We start from the raw sequence: 20292 nt of genomic DNA on the forward strand, positions 1-20292 counted from the left end.
GATGACACCAGCCGCCCGTTCCGCCCGCCCCTCCCGCAAGCCTGGTCGACGCAACGCCATCGTCGCGGTCGTGGTCATCGCGGTCGTGCTGGTCGTCGCGGGATACGTCTGGATCTCCCGGGGAGGCGAGGGTGTCGCCGGCTATCGCACCACGACCGTTGAACGTCGCGACCTGCGCGAGACGATTTCCGCCACCGGTACGCTGGCCGCGATATCCACCGTCGAGGTCGGCAGCCAGATCTCCGGCCAGGTGACCGAGGTCCTGGCCGACTTCAACGATCAGGTGACCAAGGGGCAGGTGATCGCCCGCATCGACCCCAGCACCTACGACGCCCAGATCGCCCAGGGCAACGCGGCGGTGGCGTCGGCGCGCGCGGGCTTGGCGACCGCACGCGCCGCATTGCGCAATGCCGAAGCCGATTACGCGCGCAAGGCCGAGCTTGGCCAGCGCCAGCTGGTCGCCGCCAGTGACGTCGATCTCGCGCGTGCCGCGCTCGACCAGGCCCGCGCCCAGGTCCAGTCGGCCAACGCCCAGATCGAGCAGCAGAGCGCTTCCACCCGTACTTCCCGCCTGAACCTTGACCGCACCGTGATCAGGTCGCCGGTGGACGGTGTCGTCCTAACGCGCACGGTGGAGCCCGGCCAGACGGTGGCGGCCAGCCTGCAGGCACCGGTGCTGTTCGAGATCGCCGAGGACCTGTCCCAGATGGAGATCGTGCTGGCGATCGACGAGGCGGATATTGGCCAGGTCCAGGCCGGGCAGGGCGTGGCCTTCACGGTCGACGCGTTCCCCGACCGCCGGTTCCGGGGCGAGGTGCAGCAGGTGCGGCTGTCGGCGACCAACACCAACAACGTCATCACCTATCCGGTGGTGGTGGCCGTGGACAACAGCGACCAGGTCCTGCTGCCGGGCATGACCGCCAACGCCGAGATCGAGGTGAGCCGCCGGGATGACGTCTTGCGGGTGTCCAACGCCGCCTTGCGCTACAAGCCGGCGGATGGTGAAGCGGCACCCGCGTCCGCCGCGGCCCCGCCTCCGGGAGGCGGCGTCGCCGATGAGCTGGAGAGAGTTGCAGGTTCGCTTGATCTGGATGCGGACCAGCAGGCGATCTTCGACGCGTCGGTGGACGCGATACGCACCCGCGCCGCCGCCCGGGCCGCGCCGGCAGCGGCGGCGAACGGAGGCGCCAGTCTGTTCGGTGGCACCCGCGGCCCGCGGCCCAGCGGCGGTGGGTCGGATGGTGCTTCCCGCCAGCGGATGCAGGAGCGGATGAAGCAACAGTTCTCCGGCTTCCGCGAAAGCCTGTCGGCGCAACAGCAACAGCAATGGGACCAGGCCCTGTCGGAGTTGGCCAGTGCCCGGCGGGCGACTCTCTACAGGCTCGAGGACGGCCGGCCGCAGCCGGTGGCGGTCAGGCTCGGCGCCAGCGATGGCAGCTGGACCCAGGTGTCTGGCGGGGTCTCGGAGGGCGATGAAGTGGTGGTCGGCAGCGAGCGCCAGGCCGAATGAGCGGCCCCGTCACGCAGCGGCCGCCCGTCGTGGAGACACACGGGCTCGGCAAGGTGTACTCGGCGGGCACCCAGGCGGAGGTCGTGGCGCTTCGGGGCGTGGACCTGCGGATTGAGCGGGGCGCGTTCGTCGCCATCATGGGACCTTCCGGTTCCGGCAAGTCGACGCTGATGAACCTGCTCGGCTGCCTGGACACGCCGGACACCGGTACATACTGGTGCGACGGCGTGGATGTCGCGACGCTAGATGCCGAGGAACGCGCCGCGTTGCGGCTCGACAAGATCGGTTTCGTGTTCCAGGGCTTTAACCTGTTGCCGCGGATGAGTGCGCTGGAGAACGTCGCCATGCCGCTTGGTTACGCCAACGTACCCACTGCGGAACGGTTGCAGCGGGCCGCCGATGCGCTGGCCGCCGTGGGGCTGGACACGCGCGGGCACCACCGGCCCAGCGAGCTGTCCGGCGGCCAGCAGCAGCGTGTCGCGATCGCCCGTGCGTTGATCAACCAGCCGCCCATCCTGCTCGCGGACGAGCCCACTGGCGCGCTGGACAGCCGGACCGGCGAAGAGATCCTGGCGCTGTTCAAGCGCTTGCGCGACGACGACCACACCGTCGTGCTGATCACCCACGACGCCGAAGTCGCCGCACACGCGGACCGCACCTACGTCATGCATGACGGCGAGCTGCAACCGCAGGAGGGCACGCCATGAATTTCATGGAGGTGCTGCGGACGGCTGTGTTCGCCCTGCGCGGCAACTGGATGCGCAGCGCGCTGACCTCGCTGGGCGTGATCATCGGCATTGCCGCGGTCATCGTCATGGTCTCGGTCGGCCAGGGCACCCAGGCCGAGATCGACAAGCTGGTATCCGGGCTGGGCTCCAATCGGCTGGACATCAGCCCCAACGCCGGCCGGGGTGCGGGCGGCGTGCGCATGAGCGCCAGCAGCTTCTTCACCCTGGACGAAGACGATGCCGAGGCGATCCGGGACGAAATCCCCGAGGTGCAGTACGTGGCAGCGACGCTTCGCGGCAACACCCAGGTCGTCTATGCCGAGAACAACTGGTCGGCCTCCTGGTACGGCATCCAGCCGGATTACTTCGCTTTGGAGGACTGGCAACTCGCGGAGGGTACCGAGTTCGAGCCGCGCGACTATGGTGGCGCCACCAAGCCGGTGATCCTCGGCGAAACCGTGCGCCGCGAACTGTTCGGACAGGATGACCCGATCGGCCAGAGCGTGCGCATCGGGCGGGTGCCCTTCACCGTGGCCGGCGTGCTGGCGCCGAAGGGGCAGGGCGGCTTCGGGCAGGACCAGGACGACGTGTTGCTGGTGCCGCTGGAGACGGGACGCCGGCGGCTGATGGGCTCGATGGGGCTGCCACCCGGTGCGGTCCAACAGATCGCGGTCGGGGTGGCGCGCCCGGAGGACCTGTCCTACGTGCAGGAGCAGATCGAATCCCTGCTGCGCCAGCGCCACGATATCCAGCCGGGGGCGGAGGACGACTTCCGGGTCCGCAACATCGCCGAGATCGTGGCGACCCGCACCCAGGCCACCCGGCTGATGTCGTTGTTGCTCGGTGCGGTGGCCACCATTTCGCTGGTGGTCGGCGGCATCGGCATCATGAACATCATGCTGGTGTCGGTCACCGAACGGATCCGTGAGATCGGCCTGCGCATGGCGGTGGGGGCGGGACCGTCGGACATCCGGCGGCAGTTCCTGGCCGAGGCCATGCTGATCTCGTTGATCGGCGGCGCGCTGGGGATCGTGATCGGCATCGGCGGCGCCCTGCTGGTGGGCAGGTTCGGCTCGCTGCCTGTCGCGCTGGACGGACAGGTGGTGGCGCTGGCGGCGGGATTTTCCATCGCCACGGGCCTGTTCTTCGGTTACTACCCGGCGCGGAAGGCTTCGCAGCTGGATCCCATCGAGGCGCTCAGGCAGCAATAGGGTGGGCTGGTGGATGCGTCGGTTATCCTCGCCCGACACCTGACAGCGAGAGCCCGCCATGCGCCCGATCGTGTTTCTGCTCGCCCTTTCCGCCGCAGTTGCCGGGCCCGCTGGGGCCATCCCCGAAGACCCTGCGCTGGCGGAGACCAAGTCTCACGATGAGGCTGCGCGGACAGCGCTGGTGATCCATGGTGGGGCCGGCCATGTGCCGCGCGAGTCGCTGAGTGCCGAAGCCGAACGCGCCGCGCGTGCCGATCTGGAGCGCGCCCTGGATGCCGGACACGCGGTGCTGGCCAAGGGCGGCGCGGCCCTGGATGCGGTGCACGCGGCGATCGTGGTGCTGGAGGATTCGCCCCGCTTCAACGCCGGCAAGGGCGCGGTGTTCAACGCCGAGGGCGGTCACGAGCTGGACGCGTCGATCATGGAAGGCCACACCCGTCGGGCCGGTGCGGTCGCCGGCGTGACCACCGTGCGCAGTCCGGTGACGCTGGCACGTGCGGTGATGGAACACTCCCCGCACGTCATGCTGGCCGGGGACGGTGCCGAGGCGTTCGCCGACGAGCGTAGCGATATCGAGCGCGTGCCCAACGACTGGTTCGACACCGACAACCGGCGGCGGGCCCTCGAGGCCGCGCAGCGGCAGGCCAGCCTCGGGGTTCCCGCGCCCGGTGCCTATTTCGGCACCGTCGGTGCGGTCGCGCTGGACCGGAACGGCCACATCGCCGCGGCCACCAGCACCGGCGGCATGACCAACAAGAAGTGGGGCCGGATAGGCGATGCACCGGTGATCGGCGCCGGCACATGGGCGGACGATCGCTGCGGCGTCTCCGGCACCGGCTGGGGCGAGTACTACATCACCAACGCCGTGGCCCACGACATCTGCGCACGCGTCGCCTATCGCGGCGATTCGCTGGAGGCGGCCGCCGAAGAGGTCGTCAACCGGATCGTCCCGGAGGCCGGCGGCGATGGTGGCGCGATCGCACTGGACCGCGACGGCAACATCGCCATGCCGTTCAACACCGGGACCATGTACCGGGCCTGGATCAGGCCCGATGGCAGTCGCGGCGTGGCCATCTTCGAAGAGTGAAGATGCCGGGCTTCAGCCCGATTGCTGGGCCGACCACGCGTCCATCCGCCGCTTGAGCTCCTCCGGTGGTACGTCCTCCACGTGGGTCGCCAGCGTCCACTTGTGTCCGAACGGATCGACCACCGTACCCATGCGATCGCCCCAGAACTGGTCCTCGACCGGCTTGTCCGCCGTGGCGCCGGCATCCAGGGCCTGCTGGAACGCGTGGTCGGCGTTGTCGCAATAGATCATGAAGGTGGAGGTTGCGCCGCCACGCGCCTTCGGTCCGAGCGCCTGCATGTCGGGCCACTCGTCGGACAGCATGATGGTGCTGTCGCCGATGCGGATCTCGGCGTGGCCGACCACGTCGCGGCCGTTGGCGTCCTTCATCGGCAGCCGGTACAGCTCAGTGGCGCCCAGTGCGCGCTGGTAGAAATCGATCGCGGCCGCGGCGTCGTCGACGATCAGATAGGGCGTGACGGTGTGGTAGCCCTCCGGAATGGCTGCGGGGTTGGCCATGGCGACATCTCCTGTGGATGAACGGGGTGGGTTGGAACTCCAGATGTTACGGCTTGGCGGGGCCGGCGCGGCCATGGCCTCCTTGTGGCAAAATCGCGGGCTTCACGCGGTCGGACGCGTGCTCCGCCACTGCCGAGGCCCGCACCTCATGTCCCCGCATTTGAAGTCCCCGCACTCCATGCCCTGGACCCGGCCCGGGCGACCCGGCGAAGACGTGGCCCGCCCCGTGGCAACCACCGGTGCCCGCCGGGATGGCTGACGAGGTCGGACACCTGCCCCGGCGCCCCGGCCGCATGCTGAAGGCGGCGCGATGGTCGATCCAGGGCCTGGTCGCGGCTTGGCTGCACGAGTCGTCGTTCCGCCTGGAGGTGTACCTCTTCGTGTTGCTCGCCCCGCTTGCCGTGTGGTTGGGCGACACGCCGGTGGAGCGGGTACTGCTGCTGGGATCGATGATCCTGGTCCTGTCCGTGGAGCTGCTCAATTCATCCATCGAGGCGGTGATCGAGCGCTATGGCCCCGAGTTCCACGAGCTGGCCGGCCGTGCCAAGGACATGGGCTCGGCGGCGGTGTTCGTGCTGATGATCAACGTGCTGGCCACCTGGGGGCTGATCCTGATCCCCCGCCTGCTCTAGCGACCCTTCGATACATCCTTCCCGTAGTACCGCGACCTGGAATTGCCCGTGATTGAAATGCTGATGGATCCGGAAGTCTGGATCACCCTGGCCACGCTGAGTGCGATCGAGATCGTGCTGGGCATCGACAACCTGGTGTTCATCTCCATCGCGGTGAGCCGCCTGCCGGCCCAGACCCGCGAGAGGGCACGCAAGTTCGGCATTGCAGTGGCCTGCCTGAGCCGGATCGCCTTGCTGCTCACGCTGGCCTGGCTGGCCGGCCTCACCCACGATCTGTTCACGCTGTTCGGCGAAGGCATTTCGGTGCGCGACCTCGTGCTGATCCTGGGCGGCGCGTTCCTGCTGGTGAAGGGCTCGATGGAGATCCGCGACAGCATCATGGGCGAGGAGGATGCCGAAGACATCCACACCCGGCCGGCGGCTTCCTTCGGCATGGTGATCGCGCAGATCGCCGTGATCGACATCGTCTTTTCGCTGGACTCGGTGATCGCGGCCGTCGGCATGGCCGACCGCACGTGGATCATGGTCTGCGCGATCCTGCTGGCCGTGGCCGTGATGCTGTTGGCGGCGCGGCCACTGGGGCAGTTCATCGACCGCAACCCGACCGTGAAGATGCTGGCGCTGGCCTTCATCGTGTTGATCGGCGCCTTCCTGGTCGCCGATGGCTTCTCCGCCCACATCCCCAAGGGCTACATCTACGGGGCAATGGGCTTTGCCGCAATGGTGGAGGCGCTGAACCTGGCTGCCCGTCGTCGCGAAGCCCGCGCACGGGTGCCCGGCGACGGCTGAGCGGCTCGACCCGATCAATCGCATGCGTGGCGCCGGACGGGGGGGGCAGGCGCGCGCTGAAGGCGGGCGACGTGCGCGTCGCTCTGCCACAATGACGATTGCTCCGCAGCGGACTCCGCGAACCCGATGATCATCCTGCACCAGATCGACCCGATTGCCCTGGCCCTCGGGCCGCTGCAGATCCACTGGTACGGGATCATGTACCTGCTCGGTTTCGGAGTCGCGTGGTGGCTGGGCCGACGCCGGATCCGCCAGGGCCGGTTGCCGGGGGTGGACGAGCAGGCATTCGGGGACCTGTTGTTCTACGGGATGCTCGGCGTCGTCCTCGGCGGGCGGCTCGGCTACGTGTTCTTCTATGCCTTCGATGAGCTGCTGGGCGACCCCTTGATGCTGGTCCGCATCTGGGAAGGCGGGATGAGTTTCCATGGCGGCCTCCTCGGCGTGGTGGCCGCCGCCATATGGTGGGCCCGCAGGCATCAGTTGCACTTCTTCGACGTGGCCGATTTCATCGCGCCCCTCGTGCCGGCCGGCCTGGGTTTCGGACGGATCGGCAACTACATCGGTGGAGAGTTGTGGGGCAAGTTCACCGGGGCCGGATGGGGGGTGGTGTTCCCCGGTGCACCCGAGCTGTCGCGGATGTCGGCCGAACAGGTGAGCCAGCAGTTCGCCGCGGGCGCGCTCGACGGCTTCGCCCGCCACCCCTCGCAGCTGTACCAGGCGGCGCTGGAAGGGCTGGTCATGTTCGTGGTGCTGTGGTGGTTCTCCCGCCAGCCCCGGCCGCGCTATGCGGTGGCCGGGCTGTTCGCGCTGATGTATGGCGGCTTCCGGTTCCTGGTGGAGTTCGTGCGGGTGCCGGATGCGCAGCTGGGTTACCTGGCCTTCGGTTGGCTCACCATGGGCCAGTTGCTGAGCCTGCCCCTGATCGCGATCGGCCTGTACTGGCTGTGGCGGTCGCGGCGATCACCCGTCCTCCAACCCGCGCCTGCCGCGACGCCGGGAGCCTGAGACATGCGCCAGTACCTCGACCTCTTGCGACACGTGCTCGAAAACGGCACCGAGAAATCCGACCGGACAGGTACCGGTACCCGCAGCGTCTTCGGCTGGCAGATGCGCTTCGACCTGGCCGAAGGCTTCCCGCTGGTCACCACCAAGAAGCTGCACCTGCGCTCGATCATCCACGAGCTGCTGTGGTTCCTTCGCGGCGAAACCAACATCGGTTACCTGAAGGACCACAAGGTCGGCATCTGGGACGAGTGGGCCGATGCCGAGGGCGAGCTGGGGCCGGTCTATGGCAAGCAGTGGCGCCGCTGGTCGGGTGCCGACGGGGCCGAGATCGACCAGATCCGCTGGGTGGTGGAGGAGATCAGGCGCAACCCGGATTCCCGCCGCCTGGTGGTGTCGGCGTGGAACGTCGCCGACCTGCCCGACATGGCGCTGATGCCGTGCCACACGATGTTCCAGTTCTACGTGGTCGACGGCAAGCTCAGCTGCCAGCTTTACCAGCGCAGCGGCGACATCTTCCTGGGCGTGCCGTTCAACATCGCCAGCTATGCGCTGCTCACGCACATGGTGGCGCAGGTGTGCGGCCTGGGCGTGGGCGATTTCGTGCATACGCTCGGCGACGCCCACCTGTACACCAACCACTACGAGCAGGCCCGCGAGCAGCTCGCGCGTGAGCCCAGGCCTTTGCCAACGCTGAGGCTCAACCCGGAAGTGGATGACATCTTCGGCTTCCGCTTCGAAGACATCTCGATCGAAGGCTACGACCCGTGGCCGGCGATCAAGGCACCGGTGGCGGTGTGAGCGATCTGGTGCTGCTGGCGGCGCTGGGGCGCGACCGGGCGATTGGCCGCGATGGTGACCTGCCGTGGCGGCTGCCGGACGACTTGAAGCGGTTCAAGGCGCAGACCCTGGGCAAGCCGCTGTTGATGGGGCGCCGCACCGCCGAGTCCTTGGGCCGGGCGCTACCCGGCCGTCGCAACCTGGTGCTGACCCGGTCGGGGCGGGTGCCGTTCGAGCAGATGGAGGCCGTGGCCACGCTGGACCGGGCCGTGGAGCTGGCGACCGCCGATGGCGCCGACGAGCTGTGCGTGATCGGCGGTGGCGAGGTCTACGCCGTCTGCCTGCCGCAGGCCCGTCGCATGTACCTGACCCACGTGGATACCGTGGTCGAAGGGGCCGATGCATTCTTCCCGGCCTTCGATCCTGCCGACTGGCGCGTCGTGGCCCGGGAGTCGCATCCGGCGGACGCGCGGCACCGCCACGCCTTCGAGTTCGTCGAATACCAACGCGCCTGACCGGGCGCGCCCCGGCGGTTCAGCGGCGCTGCCTCGGCTTGGGCGGCGTGGCCGGCACGTCCCGGCCCGGCACCTGGACCACCCGCAGCTCGTCGGTATCCAATTGCAAGGCCGTCAACTTGCCTCCCCAGACCGCGCCGGTGTCGAGCGCATGCACGCCATGGCCAATGAACAGGCCCAGCGCCGACCAGTGGCCGCACGCGATCTTCAGGTCGCGCTCGGCGCGGCCGGGCACCGCGTACCACGGATAGAGCCCGGGGGGCTGGGTGCCGGGGACGCCCTTGTCTTCGTAGGAGATCCGCCCGCGCGGCGAGCAATAGCGCAGCCGGGTGACGATGTTGATGATCGCCCGGTGCCGGTCCAGGCCCGCCAGCCGCGGATTCCATGTCGGCCCGTCCCCGTACATGTTCTTCAGCAGCCGCCGGTACTGGTCGCCCTGCAACCGGTCCTCGATCTCCTTGCCGTGCTTCTCGGCCATCTGGGTGGTCCACTTGGGCGCGAGGCCCGCGTGCACCATCATCCAACCCAGCTCCCGGTCCACGTGCACGATCTTCTGCATGCGCAGCCAATCGAGCAGGGTGCGGGCATCTTCGGCCAGCACCACCCGTTGCAGGTCCGGGTTGACCTTGCGCTGCTCTTCCTCCCGGCGCTCACCAATGGCGAGCAGCGACAGGTCGTGGTTGCCGAGCACCACGGTGGCGTTGGCGCGTAGGGAGTGCACCAGCCGCAACGTCTCCAGCGACTGGCCGCCACGGTTGACCAGGTCGCCACAGAACCACAGCCGGTCGGTGGCCGGGTCGAAGCGGATCTTCTCCAGCAGCCGCTGGGTGACGTCGTAGCAACCCTGCAGGTCGCCGATGGCCCAAACGCTCATCTCCCGGCCTCAGTGCAGCGTGCGCGGCACGGTGAGGGTGAAGGCGGGGATCGGCGCCTGGAACAACGTGCCGTCGTCCGCTTCCAGGTCGTAGCTGCCTTCCATGGTGCCCAGGTCGGTGGCCAGCACCGCGCCCGACGTGTACTGGAAGCCCTCGCCCGGCCGCAGCCAGGGCTGCTCGCCCACGACCCCCTCGCCCTCGACTTCCTCCACGTTGCCGTGGGCGTCGGTGATGCGCCAGTGGCGGGACAGCAGCCGCGCCGGGACGTTGCCGCTGTTGCGGATGTGGATGGTGTAGGCGAAGACGTAGCGCTGCTGGTCCGGCTCGGACTGTTCGTCCAGATAGCGGGTGGCGACTTCGATGTCGAAGGTGTAATCGGTACTGCGTTCCATGGCGACAGTGTAAGTCGTGCACGGGTGAAGCGCGCATGCGGACCGCGGCCGGTCTGGCCACTGGACCGCCGGATGGTCAGGCGTCGGCCAGCGCGTTCGAAAGCCGGACGAAGTCGCCGACGGGAATCCGTTCGGCACGGGCACCCGGTGGAATGCCCGCGGATTCCAGGGCGGCTGCGTCGCACACCTTGGAAAGTGCATTGCGCAGGGTCTTGCGGCGCTGCCCGAACGCGTCGCGCACCACCCGCGCGAACATGCCGCGGTCCACCACCTCGATCTCGGATGCCGGACGGGGCACCAGGCGCACCACCGCCGAATCCACTTTCGGGGCCGGCCGGAATGCGCCGGGGGGAACGGTGAACAGCGGAATCACCGAGCAGTACGCCTGCAGCATCACGCTCAGGCGCCCGTACACCTTGCTGCCCGGGCCGGCGGCCATGCGCTCCACCACCTCCTTCTGCAGCATGAAGGTCATGTCGCTGATCGCTGGAGCGTGGTCGAGTGCGTGGAACAAAATCGGCGAGGACAGGTTGTAGGGCAGGTTGCCGACCAGGCGCAGACGGTGCGGGCCATCCGCGCTTTCGCGGGCATCTTCCGCAGCCAGGGTGGTGAAGTCGACCTGCAGTACGTCCCGGTGGATCAGCTTCAGGATTCCATGGGCGCGCGCGGCCTCGGCCAACGGGGCCACCAGGTCGCGGTCGAACTCGATCACCGTCATCTCGCCATGGCGCTCGAGCAGCGGGAACGTGATGGCACCCTGTCCCGGGCCTATCTCCACCAGGTGGTCGCCCGGCTTGGGATTGACCGCCTGGACGATCTTGTCGATGACGGAGCGGTCGTGCAGGAAGTTCTGCCCGAGGTGCTTCTTGGCGGGCTCGGTGAAGGAGTGCGAAGTCATCGAGACAGGGCCCCGGTTCGTGCCGTCGCCATCGCCGAGCAGGTCCGGACGGCGGCGAACAGGCTGGAGGGATCCGCCGTGCCCTTGCCCGCGATTTCCAGCGCGGTGCCGTGGTCGACGGCGACGCGGGGGTAGGGCAGGCCGAGGGTGATGTTGACCGCGTGTTCGAACCCGCTGTACTTGAGCACCGGCAATCCCTGGTCGTGGTACATCGCCAGCAACGCGTCGAAGCCAGCCAGCCGGGAGGGCAGGAATGCCGTATCGGCGGGCAGGGGGCCGACCAGGCGCATGCCTTCCTCGCGCAGCGTGTCCAGCACCGGTTCGATCACGTCGATCTCCTCCCGCCCGAGGTGACCCTCTTCCCCCGCGTGCGGGTTCAATCCCAGCACCGCGATGACAGGATCTGCGAGGCCGAAATCGTGGCGCAGTGAAGCGTGCAGGATCCGCAGCGTCTTCGTCAGACTTTCGCGGGTCAGTGCGATCGGCACTTCACGCAGCGGCAGGTGGGTGGTGGCGAGCGCGACCCTCATCGTCGGATTGGCCAGCATCATCACCACGTCGCGGCCGGCGTGCCGGGCGAGCAGTTCGGTGGTGCCGCTGTACTCGATGCCGCCATTGTTGATCACCGCCTTGTTGACCGGGCCGGTGACCAAGCCCGAACACGCGCCGGCCAGACACCGCGAGGCCGCGTCCCGCAGCGCGGCGATGACGGCGTGCGCATTGGCAGGGTCGGGCCGCCCGAACTGGGCACGCCGGGCGGATGGATGCTCGACCAGCGCGAGGCTGCCAGGCGCGTCGGCGTCGTCGGTGCCCGGGGCGCAGGTGCGAAGCGGCAAACGCAGTGCTTCGGCTGCACGATGCAGGCTCTCGGCATCGCCGAATGCGACCAGGGTGTGGTCGCCACGCGGCTGCTGGGCGAGCCGCACGCATAGCTCCGGCCCGACGCCGGCCGGCTCTCCCGGGACCAGCGCGAGCCGGGGCGTGTGCACTTCAGTCGTTGTCGGCCGGGGTTTCGGTGGCAGCACCGGGCTGCTCGCCTTCGCCGCGGAAATCGACGAACGCCTCACCGCGCATTTCCCGCAGGAAGCGATCCCATTCGTCTTCGAGCTTGCGCTGTCCGATCGATTCGCGCGCCTGCGCACGCAGGTTGTCGGTGCCGGCGTCGGACTGCCGTGTCCCCGTCCTGCGGACGATATGCCAGCCGGCCTGGGTGCGGAAGGGCGCGGACACCTCGCCGTCGGAAAGCGCGGCAACCTGGCCGCCGAAATCGGGGCCGAACTGGTCACGCGTGAACCAGCCGAGGTCGCCGCCGCGGGCGCTCGAGCTCGGGTCCTGCGAATGTTCCGCGGCCAGCGCGGCGAACTCCGCCCCACCCTGGAGGCGCGCGTGCAGCGTGTCGGCCCGGGCCTTGGCCTCGTCGGCGGAGGTCGTGTCGTCCACCCGGATCAGGATATGGCTGGCCTGGTACTGGGTCACCATGCCGCCCTCGGTGGCTTCGGCCGGGTCACGGACGTCGACCACCTGCAGGAGCTGGAACCCGCTCGGCCCGCGGATGGGATCGGAGATCTCGCCGGGCTGCATGTTGCGCACCAGCTGTGCGAACGCGGACGGAATTTCACCGGCCGAACGCCAGCCCAGGTCACCGCCGTCGAGGGCGTTCGGGCTGTCGGAGTAGCGCGCCGCGGCCGCCGCGAAGTCCATTTCACCGCGATCGATCAGCGACTTCACGCCCTCGATCTTGGATTGCGCCGTCTGGATCTGCTCGGGGGTCGCGGCCTCCGGCACGCCGACGAGGATGTGCGCGAGGCGGTATTGCCCGCCTGCGGCCTGCTGCGACTCGAGCGCTGCATCGACCTCGGCCTCCGTCACCGACACCTGGGTCTGCGCGAAGCGCTGGCGCAACCTCTGGACCAGCAATTCGTCGCGGATGGAATCGCGGAACTCGGAGAGCGAAGTGCCCTGGGATGCCAGCTGCCCGCTCAGTTGCTCAACGGTGGCGCCATTCTGCGCGGCGATCGCGGCCACGGTCTGGTCCACTTCCTGGTCGGAGACGCGGACGCCGGTGTCCCGGGCGCGCGCGACCTGCAGCTTGAGCAGGACCAGGCGCTCGGCGACCTGGCGCTCGAGCACGTTCTCAGGGGGCAGTTGCTGGCTGCTCTGCGCGTACTGGGCGCGGATGTTGGCCACGGCGCGATCGAGCTCGCTCTGCAGGATGACGTCCTCGTCGACCACCACGGCGATGCCGTCGATGGGCTGCACCTGCTGTGCCTGCACGGATACGGTCATCAGTGCGCCCGCGAGCACACACGCTAGTAGTTTCTTCATGGGATCGGATCGAGGGAGTTGTCGTAATCGCCGCCGTCGAACGTGGAGGGCGGCACAAGATAGAGATCTTCACGATCGTAGCCGACAATAGCACGGCTCAGGATCTCCTCGGATTTCTGCCCGGCCGAGCCCAGGCCCTTGAGTTCGAATTCCACGCGCAGGGAGTCATCCAGGTCGCCGTTGCGCTCGCGGATGTAGCGCCGCGCCACCAGCCGGACCGCCATGCAGCAGCTTTCCCACTGCACGCCACCGATCGACTCGATCAGCTTGTCGTCTTCCAGCGAGTAGTAGTAGCGGCCGACGACGCTCCAGTTGCGGTTGACCGGATACAGGAACGAGAAGTCCACCTGCTCGGTGAGGTCGCGCCGGAAGCGATAGCCGAGGTTGACCACGCCGGTGTCGCCAACGAGGTAGCGCGCGCGGATGCTCGCCAGGTCCTCTCGCCGGTACTTCGGATCCCATTGGTAGGCCGCGTTGATGGTCCAGCGATCCGATGGCGACAACGAGACATCGGCGATCCAGGCCGACTTCCCCTGTTCCAGCGGAGTTTCGCCAGGCACGGTGACCAGGCTGTCCTCGAAATAGCGGATCTGGCCGACGCTGGCCGACAGGCGCTCGCGGCCGTCCTCCCGGCTGATCAGGCGGGTGGTGAGGGCGGTGGTGAGCTGGTTGGCGTCGACCTGCCGGTCCGGGCCGGTGTAGCGGTTGTCGCGGAACAGCTGGCCCCAGCTGAACGTCATCGGCCGGGTATCGAAGCGGGGGAGCCCGTCCTGTTCCCGGTACGGCACGTTGAGGTAGTAGATACGCGGTTCCAGCGTCTGCAGGTACGCCTCGTCGCGGAACCGGAACTCGCGGTCGAAGAAGAGCCCCGCGTCCAGCGAAGTGATCGGAAGGCTGCGGGTGGGCGCGTCGTCGCCGCCGTTGGCCGCCGCCAGCCCGTCATCGAGCTGGTACGCCGTGTATCGCCACGCCACCCGGGGGGTCGCATACCAGCCTGCGCCTTCCAGCGGCATCGCGACGAACGGCTTCAGGTCGAGCCGGCTGCCCTCGTCGCGGACGTCGTGCTGGAACTTGACCGCCTCGGCGGTGATGCCGGCTTCGAACCAGTCCCCGACCGGCTGCGACCAGTTGAGGAAGGCGCGGGGCATGCGGTTGTACTGCAGGTTCCGCTCGCTGAGCGTGTAGTCGGCGAGCTGGTGGTGGTCGGCCATCAACCCCGCGTCCCAGTGGAGGCCACGCCCGTAGACACCCGCGGTGCTGGTGAGGTTCCACCTGGAGACGCCGTACTGGCTGTTGCTGAAATCCTCGAGGTAATGGGTGTCGCTGACCCAGCCTATGTTGGCGGTGGCGCGCCAGTTGCCGCCCAGCCGGTGCATGCCGGTGAACCGGAACTGGCCGCGGTTGTCCGGGTCGAAGTCGGGATCGTCGGCGTACCGGTCCGGCTCATCCTCGGGCAGCTTGTCTTCCGGCATCCACTCGCCCCACACCTCGCCCTGTCCGCGTTCGTAGAGCCAGCGGAACTCGCCCCCCAACTGGATGCCGCGCTCGGTCATGATGCGCGGGGTGATGGTGGCGTCGTAGTTCGGTGCCAGGTTGAGGTAGACCGGCTGACGGTAGTCAAAGCCGTTGCGGCTGGACATGCGCACCGCGGGCCAGAGCAGGCCAGTGCGGCGGCGGTCGTCGATCGGGAACATCAGCCACGGCACGTACAGCACCGGCACCCGGCCAATCCGGACCGTGGCGTTGCGGGCGACGCCCATGCCCTCGGCGGTATCGATGTCGATGCGGCGCGCCTGCAACTCCCACGAGCGCTCCGTCGGCGGGCAGGTGGAGTAGGTGGACCCGAGCAGGGCGCCATGGTCCCCTTCCAGCTCGATCGCTTCGGCACCGCCGTTGCCGCGCCGCTGGATCAGCTGGTAGCGCAGGTCCTCGATGGTGTGCCTGTCCGCTTCCTGGTCGCCGTGGGCGCGCTCGGCAACGATGCGCATGCCAGCATCCTGGTAGCGGACACTGCCCTCGGCCAGGTAGGTGCCGTTCTCGCTGTCGTAGGTGAGCTTGTCGGTTCCCAGGAACTGGTCGCCGCGGTTGAGCTCGACGTTGCCCTGGAAGATCGTGCTGTCGGACTCGCTGGCGTTCAGCGCGTCGCCGGCGATGTCCGTCGGCTGCCGCGTACGGTCGCCTTCCAGCGGGGCAGGTTCCGGTGCGTCCTCGAACGCGGGCACCGCGTCATCGATCGGGCACAGGCTCCAGTCTTCGGACTCGTCGGCGGCATAAGCCGGCAATGCCAGCGCGATGCACAACGAAAGGGGGAGCAGGCGGAAGCTTTTGCGCACGCGGCCATCCGGTGGGCGGAAACGGTCGCTAGCTTGCCCCATCCCCGGAAGCGCGGCAACGCGCGTGGCGTCGTCCCCGCGTGAAGGTTCATGTTGCCGCAATCGCGGAATCGGCCGTCCTGGAGCCACGCAAGGCATCGACATGGGCGACGCACGCTTCGGCGAGTGCCTCGAGGTTGTAGCCCCCTTCCAGCATGGAGACCAGTCGCCCCTCGGCATGGCGGTCCGCGATCGCCATCAGTTCCCGGGTGATCCAGCCGAAGTCGGCGGCCTCCAGTTCCATCTGCGCGAGGGGGTCGCGCCGGTGGCCGTCGAAACCGGCGGACACCAGCACAAGTTGTGGCCGGAACGCAGCCAGGGCCGGCAGCAGGTGGTCGCGCCAGGCACTTCTGAACGCGTCGCTACCGCTCCCTGGCGGCAGCGGGCGGTTGAGGATGTTGCCGACGCCACGCTCGCTGCTGTCGCCGGTGTCGGGGTAGAGCGGTGACTGGTGGGTCGACAGGTACATGACCTTCGGATCGGCCCGGAAGATGTCCTGGGTGCCGTTGCCGTGGTGGACGTCGAAATCGATGATCGCGACCCGCGCCAGCCCATGGGCCTGGCAGGCATGCCCGGCCGCCACGGCGATGTTGTTCAGCAGGCAGAAGCCCATTGGAATCGCCCGCGTCGCGTGATGGCCGGGAGGGCGGACGGCACAGAACGCCCGGTTGGCTCCGCCTTGGAGGGCTGCGTCAACCGCTGTGACCCCGGCGCCTGCCGCATGCACGGCCGCCACGGCGGATCCCGGGCCCAGGAAGGTGTCGGGATCGATCGCATGTGCCGGCGTGCCCGGGGGCACCGGCGTGTCCAGCACCAGTGCGACCAGTTCGGGCTCGTGGACGCGCAACAGTTGCTCGCGGGTGGCGGCGGGCGCCTCCAGCCAGTCGATGTCGGGCCACTCGCGCTCCAGCGCGGCATAGATCGATGCCAGGCGGGCGGGGCGTTCGGGATGATGGGCCCCGGGTTCGTGTCCGAGGCAGGCCGGGTGGCGGTAAAGGGCGAGGCCTTCCATCCGCTTCGCCCTGCCCGGTCAGGCCTTGCGGCGCTCGTGGTTCCAGACCACCTCGCCGTGCCCGCTGGCGCGCGCCAGGACCCGGCACAACACGAACAGCAGGTCGGAGAGCCGGTTGAGGTAGCGCACCGCCTGCGGGCGCACCTGTTCCTGCCGTGACAGTGCGACGGCTTCGCGCTCGGCGCGGCGCACTACGGTGCGTGCCACGTGGCAGCGTGCGCTGGCCTCTCCACCGCCGGGAAGGATGAATTCCTTCAGCGGCGGAAGGTCGGCATTGAAGGCGTCGAGCTGCTGCTCGAGGCGATCGATGTCTTCGTCGTTGATCGCGGCATGGCCGGGAATGCACAGCTCGCCGCCCAGGTCGAACAACTGGTGCTGGACCGCCGTCAGCAGGCGACGTACGTCTTCCGGTACGTCCACCGCCAGCACCATGCCGATCGCGCAGTTCGCCTCGTCGACCGTGCCGTAGGCGCCCACCCTTGCCGAGTCCTTCGCGACCCGGCTGCCGTCGCCGAGGCCGGTGGAGCCGTCGTCACCGGTGCGGGTGTAGATCTTCGAAAGGCGGTTGCCCACGGCCGCGGGTCAGGCCGTGTGGGCGCGCAGGGCCGGGACCTGGGCCCTCAACAGCGCGAAGCCGCCGAACAACGCGGCCGAATACACCAGCGTGCCCAGTACCGACCAGCGGAAGAAGGGAATGCCTGCGACATAGGAGGCCATCAGGCCGGCGCCGGTCTGCGGGTACATCGGGTTGCCCAGCCAGGCCACGAAGTTGGTGACCAGATAGAACAGCACCGCGCCCAGCAGTGAATAGCCGAGGACGGAGGCGCCGCCGACCTTGCCGCGCATGCGGAAGCCGATCACCGTCGTCAGCACGATGCAACCGTACACCGCCAGCATGTCGCGGCCACCGAACCAGCTCGCGTACAGCCCGCCATTGATGGAGGCCAGTACCAGGTCGGAGATGAGGAGCCCGACCAGCGGCACTGCCACCGCCCACCCGCGACTGGCGAACCAGGCGCCACCGAACAGCGCGATCGAAGCGACCGGCGAGAAGTTCGGCGGATGCGGCAACACCCGCGTCAGGGCGGCGAGCACGATCAGGCCCATGAGCACCAGCGGGCCGGCATTGAGGATGGAGGAAGCAGCGGAACGGTTCATCAGGAGAAGTGCTTGCCGACGGGAGCCGGTAGCATAGCGCAATGCATTCCGACGCCTCCCCTGTCTCCGCGCCCGTCCACGACGTATTGGTCGTGGGCGGTGGCCTGGTCGGTGCCAGCCTGGCGATTGCGCTGGACCGGATCGGTGTCGACGTCGGGCTGGTGGAAGCCACGCCGTCGGGTTCGCCACCGCCCGTGTTCGACCAGCGCAACCTCAGCTTTGCGGAGGCGACCGTCAATGCGTTGCATGCGTTGGGGGTGATGCAGAAGCTGGAGGCGCCTGTCGGCGTGATCAGGCGCATCCATGTCAGCCGTCGGGGAGATTTCGGTCGCGTATTGCTGCAAGCGCCGGCACATGGCCGGACCGAATTCGGTCGCGTCGTGGTGGCGCGCGATTTCGGGCGGGCCCTCGAAGCCCGGCTTGCGGAGCTGCCCGGGGTGGCGCGGTACCGCCCGATGCGGTTCCTGGGCGTCGGGCAGGCCGAGGCGGGGGCTCGATCGATTCGCGTGGCCGGGGAAGATGGCGAACGCCTGTTGCATGCGCGCCTGCTGGTGGGTGCCGACGGCACCCGCAGCGCGGTCCGGGAGGCGCTCGGCATTGCGAGCCAGGCACACGATTACGGCCAGACACTGTTCGTCGCCCGGATCCGGAGCGAACGCATGCCCGACGGCACGGCCTACGAGCGGTTCGGCGAAGACGGTCCGACGGCGCTGCTGCCGCGCGGCGACCGGCACTACGGGCTGGTCCACGGCGTCTCGCGCGCCGAGGCCGAAGAAGTCGAAGGACTGGATGAAGCCGGCTTCATCGCGCGGGTGCAGGAGGTCTTCGGCTGGCGGGCGGGACGCTTCACGGCATGCGGAGAACGAAGTGCGTACCCGATGACGCGGGTGCTGGCCGAGCGGACCACCGCGCCGCGGGCGGTGCTGGTCGGCAACGCGGCGCAGACGGTGCATCCGGTCGGCGCCCAGGGATTCAATCTCGGCTTGCGCGATGCGCTCACGCTGGCGGAACTGATCGAGCAGGCACGGCAAGCGGATCCGTCAGGGGACAGCGGCGCGCCAGAGCTGCTGGCCCGCCATGTGGAGCGGCGCGAACCGGATCGACGGCGGACGCTGGCGTTCTCCGATGGGCTTGCCCGCTTCACGGCCAACCCCGCGCCGCTGGCGACGCCGCTGCGGAGCCTCGGCCTCGCCGCAGTCGCCCGGGTGCCTTCGTTGCAGGCTTCGCTGGTCGCCGGGGCCATGGGCTATCGCGGCGATGTGCCCGCCCTGTGCCGTTCGACCCGGAGCGATGCATGAACCGTAGGAGTGTGAGCCGTACAACCAGCTTCGATGTCGCGGTGGTGGGGGCCGGCGTGGTCGGCGCGGCCACTGCACTTGCACTCGCCAGGGAAGGGCTGCGCGTGGTGCTGGTGGAAGGCCGCGAGCCGCCTTCCTGGGATGCAGCCACGCCGGACCTGCGTGTCTACGCCTTCGCCCCCGACAACGCCGCCTTGCTGGACCGGCTGGGCGTCTGGAGCGCCATCGAGTCCGCGCGCAGCCAGCCCTACAGGTGTATGCGGGTATGGGATGCCGCCGGTGGCGGTGAGCTGGCATTCGATGCCGACCGCCTGGGACGGCTCGAGCTGGGTTGGATTGTCGAGAACGCGCTGCTGGTCGACCGGTTGTGGAAGGCACTCCCGGCAGCCGGCGTGACCATCCTGTGTCCCGACCGCGTGCAGGAGTTCAGCCAGGACGACAGTGGCGCCAGTGTCGGCCTCGAATCCGGCACCCGCTTGCGCGCGCGCCTGGTCGTCGCGGCCGATGGTGCAGAATCGCAACTGCGGCAGCTCGCCAGGATAGACGCGCCCACCCGTGACTACGGACAGCGCGGCCTGGTCGCGTTCGTCGAACACGAGCGCCCGCACCAGTCCACCTGCTGGCAGCGCTTCCTGCCGACGGGGCCGCTGGCATTCCTGCCGTTCACGCCTGCCGCAGAAGGAAGGCACCGGAGTTCGATCGTCTGGACCCTGCCCGAGACGGAGGCGGAGCGCATGGCGGCGCTCGACGACAGCGCTTTCCTCGGCGAGCTGGACCGCGCGTTCGACGGGCCATTGGGGCCGCTGCTGGCGGTGTCGAGGCGGGCCGCGTTTCCGTTGCGCCGGCAACTCGCCTCCACGCAGCGGCAAGGCCGGCTGGTGCTGGTCGGGGATGCGGCCCACGTGGTGCACCCATTGGCCGGCCAGGGCGTCAACCTGGGCCTGCGTGACGTGGCCGCACTCCAGCAGGCGCTGGGCGCGGACGGAGGCGTGGGCGACCCGGGTGCGCCTGCGCGCCTACAACGCTGGGCCCGCGCCCGCAAGAGCGAAAGCGCGGTGGCTGCAGGGACCTTCGAGGCATTGAACGCCGCGTTCTCCAACGACCTGCTCGCGCCGACGTTGCTGCGCGGACACCTGCTCGGGCTGGCGGGACGCATGTCGATGCTGACCCGTGCGCTGTGGCGTCGCGCCGCCGGGCTGTAGGCACGGAC

The 20292-nt window shown here is 68.8% G+C and carries 20 protein-coding genes and 1 pseudogene; 11 read left to right on the forward strand and 10 right to left on the reverse strand.

Going from position 1 to position 20292, the window contains the following annotated elements; all coding sequences use genetic code 11:
- Window position 1 precedes the first annotated feature (1 nt).
- From B5D37_RS09300 to B5D37_RS09315, 4 genes are read left to right on the forward strand one after another with little or no spacing between them, the layout of a single operon-like run.
- Entirely contained in the window at window positions 2–1510 is a 1509-nt protein-coding gene (locus tag B5D37_RS09300) for an efflux RND transporter periplasmic adaptor subunit (RefSeq protein WP_078758456.1), read from the forward strand.
- Window positions 1507–2217, forward strand: a complete 711-nt coding sequence (locus tag B5D37_RS09305) for an ABC transporter ATP-binding protein (protein WP_078758457.1) — start codon at window positions 1507–1509, stop codon at window positions 2215–2217. Before B5D37_RS09300 ends, B5D37_RS09305 begins: the two co-directional genes overlap by 4 nt.
- A complete protein-coding gene (locus tag B5D37_RS09310; protein WP_078758458.1) occupies window positions 2214–3449 on the forward strand; it encodes an ABC transporter permease in 1236 nt (411 codons plus the stop codon). Before B5D37_RS09305 ends, B5D37_RS09310 begins: the two co-directional genes overlap by 4 nt.
- Window positions 3450–3507: 58 nt before the next feature.
- Window positions 3508–4536, forward strand: coding sequence for an isoaspartyl peptidase/L-asparaginase family protein (locus B5D37_RS09315; protein ID WP_078758459.1), 1029 nt, complete (start codon window positions 3508–3510; stop codon window positions 4534–4536).
- 12 nt (window positions 4537–4548) lie between these two features.
- On the opposite strand, the gene B5D37_RS09320 is transcribed toward B5D37_RS09315, so the two are convergent.
- Window positions 4549–5034, reverse strand: a complete 486-nt coding sequence (locus B5D37_RS09320) for a VOC family protein (RefSeq protein ID WP_078758460.1) — start codon at window positions 5032–5034, stop codon at window positions 4549–4551.
- Window positions 5035–5285: 251 nt separating this feature from the next.
- Between B5D37_RS09320 and B5D37_RS09325 the strand changes: the two genes are divergently transcribed.
- The 5 genes from B5D37_RS09325 to B5D37_RS09345 all read left to right on the forward strand — a co-directional run bounded on the left by B5D37_RS09325 (window position 5286) and on the right by B5D37_RS09345 (window position 8752).
- On the forward strand, window positions 5286–5666 hold the full coding sequence (locus B5D37_RS09325) for a diacylglycerol kinase (RefSeq protein WP_078758461.1): 381 nt from the start codon (window positions 5286–5288) through the stop codon (window positions 5664–5666).
- 57 nt (window positions 5667–5723) lie between these two features.
- Entirely contained in the window at window positions 5724–6455 is a 732-nt protein-coding gene (locus B5D37_RS09330) for a TerC family protein (RefSeq protein ID WP_078758462.1), read from the forward strand.
- Window positions 6456–6581: 126 nt separating this feature from the next.
- Entirely contained in the window at window positions 6582–7460 is an 879-nt protein-coding gene (gene lgt, locus B5D37_RS09335; RefSeq protein ID WP_078758463.1) for a prolipoprotein diacylglyceryl transferase, read from the forward strand.
- Between the two features lie 3 nt (window positions 7461–7463).
- Window positions 7464–8258, forward strand: a complete 795-nt coding sequence (locus B5D37_RS09340; protein ID WP_078758464.1) for a thymidylate synthase — start codon at window positions 7464–7466, stop codon at window positions 8256–8258.
- 5 nt (window positions 8259–8263) lie between these two features.
- A complete protein-coding gene (locus B5D37_RS09345) occupies window positions 8264–8752 on the forward strand; it encodes a dihydrofolate reductase (protein WP_078758521.1) in 489 nt (162 codons plus the stop codon).
- Here B5D37_RS09345 and B5D37_RS09350 read toward each other — a convergent pair.
- From B5D37_RS09350 to B5D37_RS09390, 9 genes and pseudogenes are all read right to left on the reverse strand, one after another.
- Window positions 8646–9626, reverse strand: a pseudogene (locus B5D37_RS09350) (symmetrical bis(5'-nucleosyl)-tetraphosphatase); the annotation flags it as partial. The gene B5D37_RS09345 and the pseudogene B5D37_RS09350 sit on opposite strands and share 107 nt — an antisense overlap.
- Window positions 9627–9635: 9 nt before the next feature.
- A complete protein-coding gene (apaG, locus tag B5D37_RS09355; protein WP_078758466.1) occupies window positions 9636–10019 on the reverse strand; it encodes a Co2+/Mg2+ efflux protein ApaG in 384 nt (127 codons plus the stop codon).
- Between the two features lie 76 nt (window positions 10020–10095).
- Window positions 10096–10917, reverse strand: coding sequence for a 16S rRNA (adenine(1518)-N(6)/adenine(1519)-N(6))-dimethyltransferase RsmA (gene rsmA / locus B5D37_RS09360; protein ID WP_078758467.1), 822 nt, complete (start codon window positions 10915–10917; stop codon window positions 10096–10098).
- The gene (gene pdxA, locus B5D37_RS09365) at window positions 10914–11906 is read right to left on the reverse strand and encodes a 4-hydroxythreonine-4-phosphate dehydrogenase PdxA (protein ID WP_078758468.1); all 993 of its coding nucleotides are present in this window, start codon (window positions 11904–11906) and stop codon (window positions 10914–10916) included. The genes rsmA and pdxA overlap by 4 nt, the downstream gene beginning before the upstream one ends.
- Window position 11907: 1 nt before the next feature.
- Window positions 11908–13242, reverse strand: coding sequence for a peptidylprolyl isomerase (locus B5D37_RS09370; protein ID WP_078758469.1), 1335 nt, complete (start codon window positions 13240–13242; stop codon window positions 11908–11910).
- Window positions 13239–15575 (reverse strand): LPS assembly protein LptD, encoded by a 2337-nt coding sequence (gene lptD, locus B5D37_RS09375; protein ID WP_425478045.1) that lies wholly within the window; start codon window positions 15573–15575, stop codon window positions 13239–13241. Before lptD ends, B5D37_RS09370 begins: the two co-directional genes overlap by 4 nt.
- An 88-nt stretch (window positions 15576–15663) precedes the next feature.
- A complete protein-coding gene (locus B5D37_RS09380; RefSeq protein WP_078758471.1) occupies window positions 15664–16626 on the reverse strand; it encodes a histone deacetylase family protein in 963 nt (320 codons plus the stop codon).
- A gap of 18 nt (window positions 16627–16644) precedes the next feature.
- On the reverse strand, window positions 16645–17199 hold the full coding sequence (locus tag B5D37_RS09385) for a cob(I)yrinic acid a,c-diamide adenosyltransferase (protein ID WP_078758472.1): 555 nt from the start codon (window positions 17197–17199) through the stop codon (window positions 16645–16647).
- Between the two features lie 9 nt (window positions 17200–17208).
- A complete protein-coding gene (locus B5D37_RS09390; protein WP_078758473.1) occupies window positions 17209–17784 on the reverse strand; it encodes a DUF6580 family putative transport protein in 576 nt (191 codons plus the stop codon).
- 41 nt (window positions 17785–17825) lie between these two features.
- Here B5D37_RS09390 and ubiH point away from each other — a divergent pair, with 41 nt between their 5' ends.
- Together ubiH and B5D37_RS09400 are read left to right on the forward strand one after the other, a co-directional pair.
- Window positions 17826–19082, forward strand: a complete 1257-nt coding sequence (ubiH, locus tag B5D37_RS09395) for a 2-octaprenyl-6-methoxyphenyl hydroxylase (RefSeq protein WP_078758474.1) — start codon at window positions 17826–17828, stop codon at window positions 19080–19082.
- An 11-nt stretch (window positions 19083–19093) separates the two neighbouring features.
- Complete coding sequence (locus tag B5D37_RS09400; protein ID WP_078758475.1) at window positions 19094–20284, forward strand: FAD-dependent oxidoreductase; 1191 nt, start codon at window positions 19094–19096, stop codon at window positions 20282–20284.
- Window positions 20285–20292 lie beyond the last annotated feature (8 nt).

The sequence above is a fragment of the Lysobacter spongiicola DSM 21749 genome (assembly GCF_900167055.1).
Classification (GTDB): Bacteria; Pseudomonadota; Gammaproteobacteria; order Xanthomonadales; family Xanthomonadaceae; genus Novilysobacter; species Novilysobacter spongiicola.

Excerpts from the sequence above, each read along its gene's own strand:
- B5D37_RS09300 (WP_078758456.1), top strand. The coding sequence starts at position 2 with ATGACACCAGCCGCCCGTTCCGCCCGCCCCTCCCGCAAGCCTGGTCGA.
- B5D37_RS09305 (WP_078758457.1), top strand. The coding sequence starts at position 1,507 with ATGAGCGGCCCCGTCACGCAGCGGCCGCCCGTCGTGGAGACACACGGG.
- B5D37_RS09310 (WP_078758458.1), top strand. The coding sequence starts at position 2,214 with ATGAATTTCATGGAGGTGCTGCGGACGGCTGTGTTCGCCCTGCGCGGC.
- B5D37_RS09315 (WP_078758459.1), top strand. The coding sequence starts at position 3,508 with ATGCGCCCGATCGTGTTTCTGCTCGCCCTTTCCGCCGCAGTTGCCGGG.
- B5D37_RS09320 (WP_078758460.1), bottom strand. The coding sequence starts at position 5,034 with ATGGCCAACCCCGCAGCCATTCCGGAGGGCTACCACACCGTCACGCCC.
- B5D37_RS09325 (WP_078758461.1), top strand. The coding sequence starts at position 5,286 with ATGGCTGACGAGGTCGGACACCTGCCCCGGCGCCCCGGCCGCATGCTG.
- B5D37_RS09330 (WP_078758462.1), top strand. The coding sequence starts at position 5,724 with ATGCTGATGGATCCGGAAGTCTGGATCACCCTGGCCACGCTGAGTGCG.
- lgt (WP_078758463.1), top strand. The coding sequence starts at position 6,582 with ATGATCATCCTGCACCAGATCGACCCGATTGCCCTGGCCCTCGGGCCG.
- B5D37_RS09340 (WP_078758464.1), top strand. The coding sequence starts at position 7,464 with ATGCGCCAGTACCTCGACCTCTTGCGACACGTGCTCGAAAACGGCACC.
- apaG (WP_078758466.1), bottom strand. The coding sequence starts at position 10,019 with ATGGAACGCAGTACCGATTACACCTTCGACATCGAAGTCGCCACCCGC.
- rsmA (WP_078758467.1), bottom strand. The coding sequence starts at position 10,917 with ATGACTTCGCACTCCTTCACCGAGCCCGCCAAGAAGCACCTCGGGCAG.
- B5D37_RS09370 (WP_078758469.1), bottom strand. The coding sequence starts at position 13,242 with ATGAAGAAACTACTAGCGTGTGTGCTCGCGGGCGCACTGATGACCGTA.
- B5D37_RS09380 (WP_078758471.1), bottom strand. The coding sequence starts at position 16,626 with ATGGAAGGCCTCGCCCTTTACCGCCACCCGGCCTGCCTCGGACACGAA.
- B5D37_RS09390 (WP_078758473.1), bottom strand. The coding sequence starts at position 17,784 with ATGAACCGTTCCGCTGCTTCCTCCATCCTCAATGCCGGCCCGCTGGTG.
- ubiH (WP_078758474.1), top strand. The coding sequence starts at position 17,826 with ATGCATTCCGACGCCTCCCCTGTCTCCGCGCCCGTCCACGACGTATTG.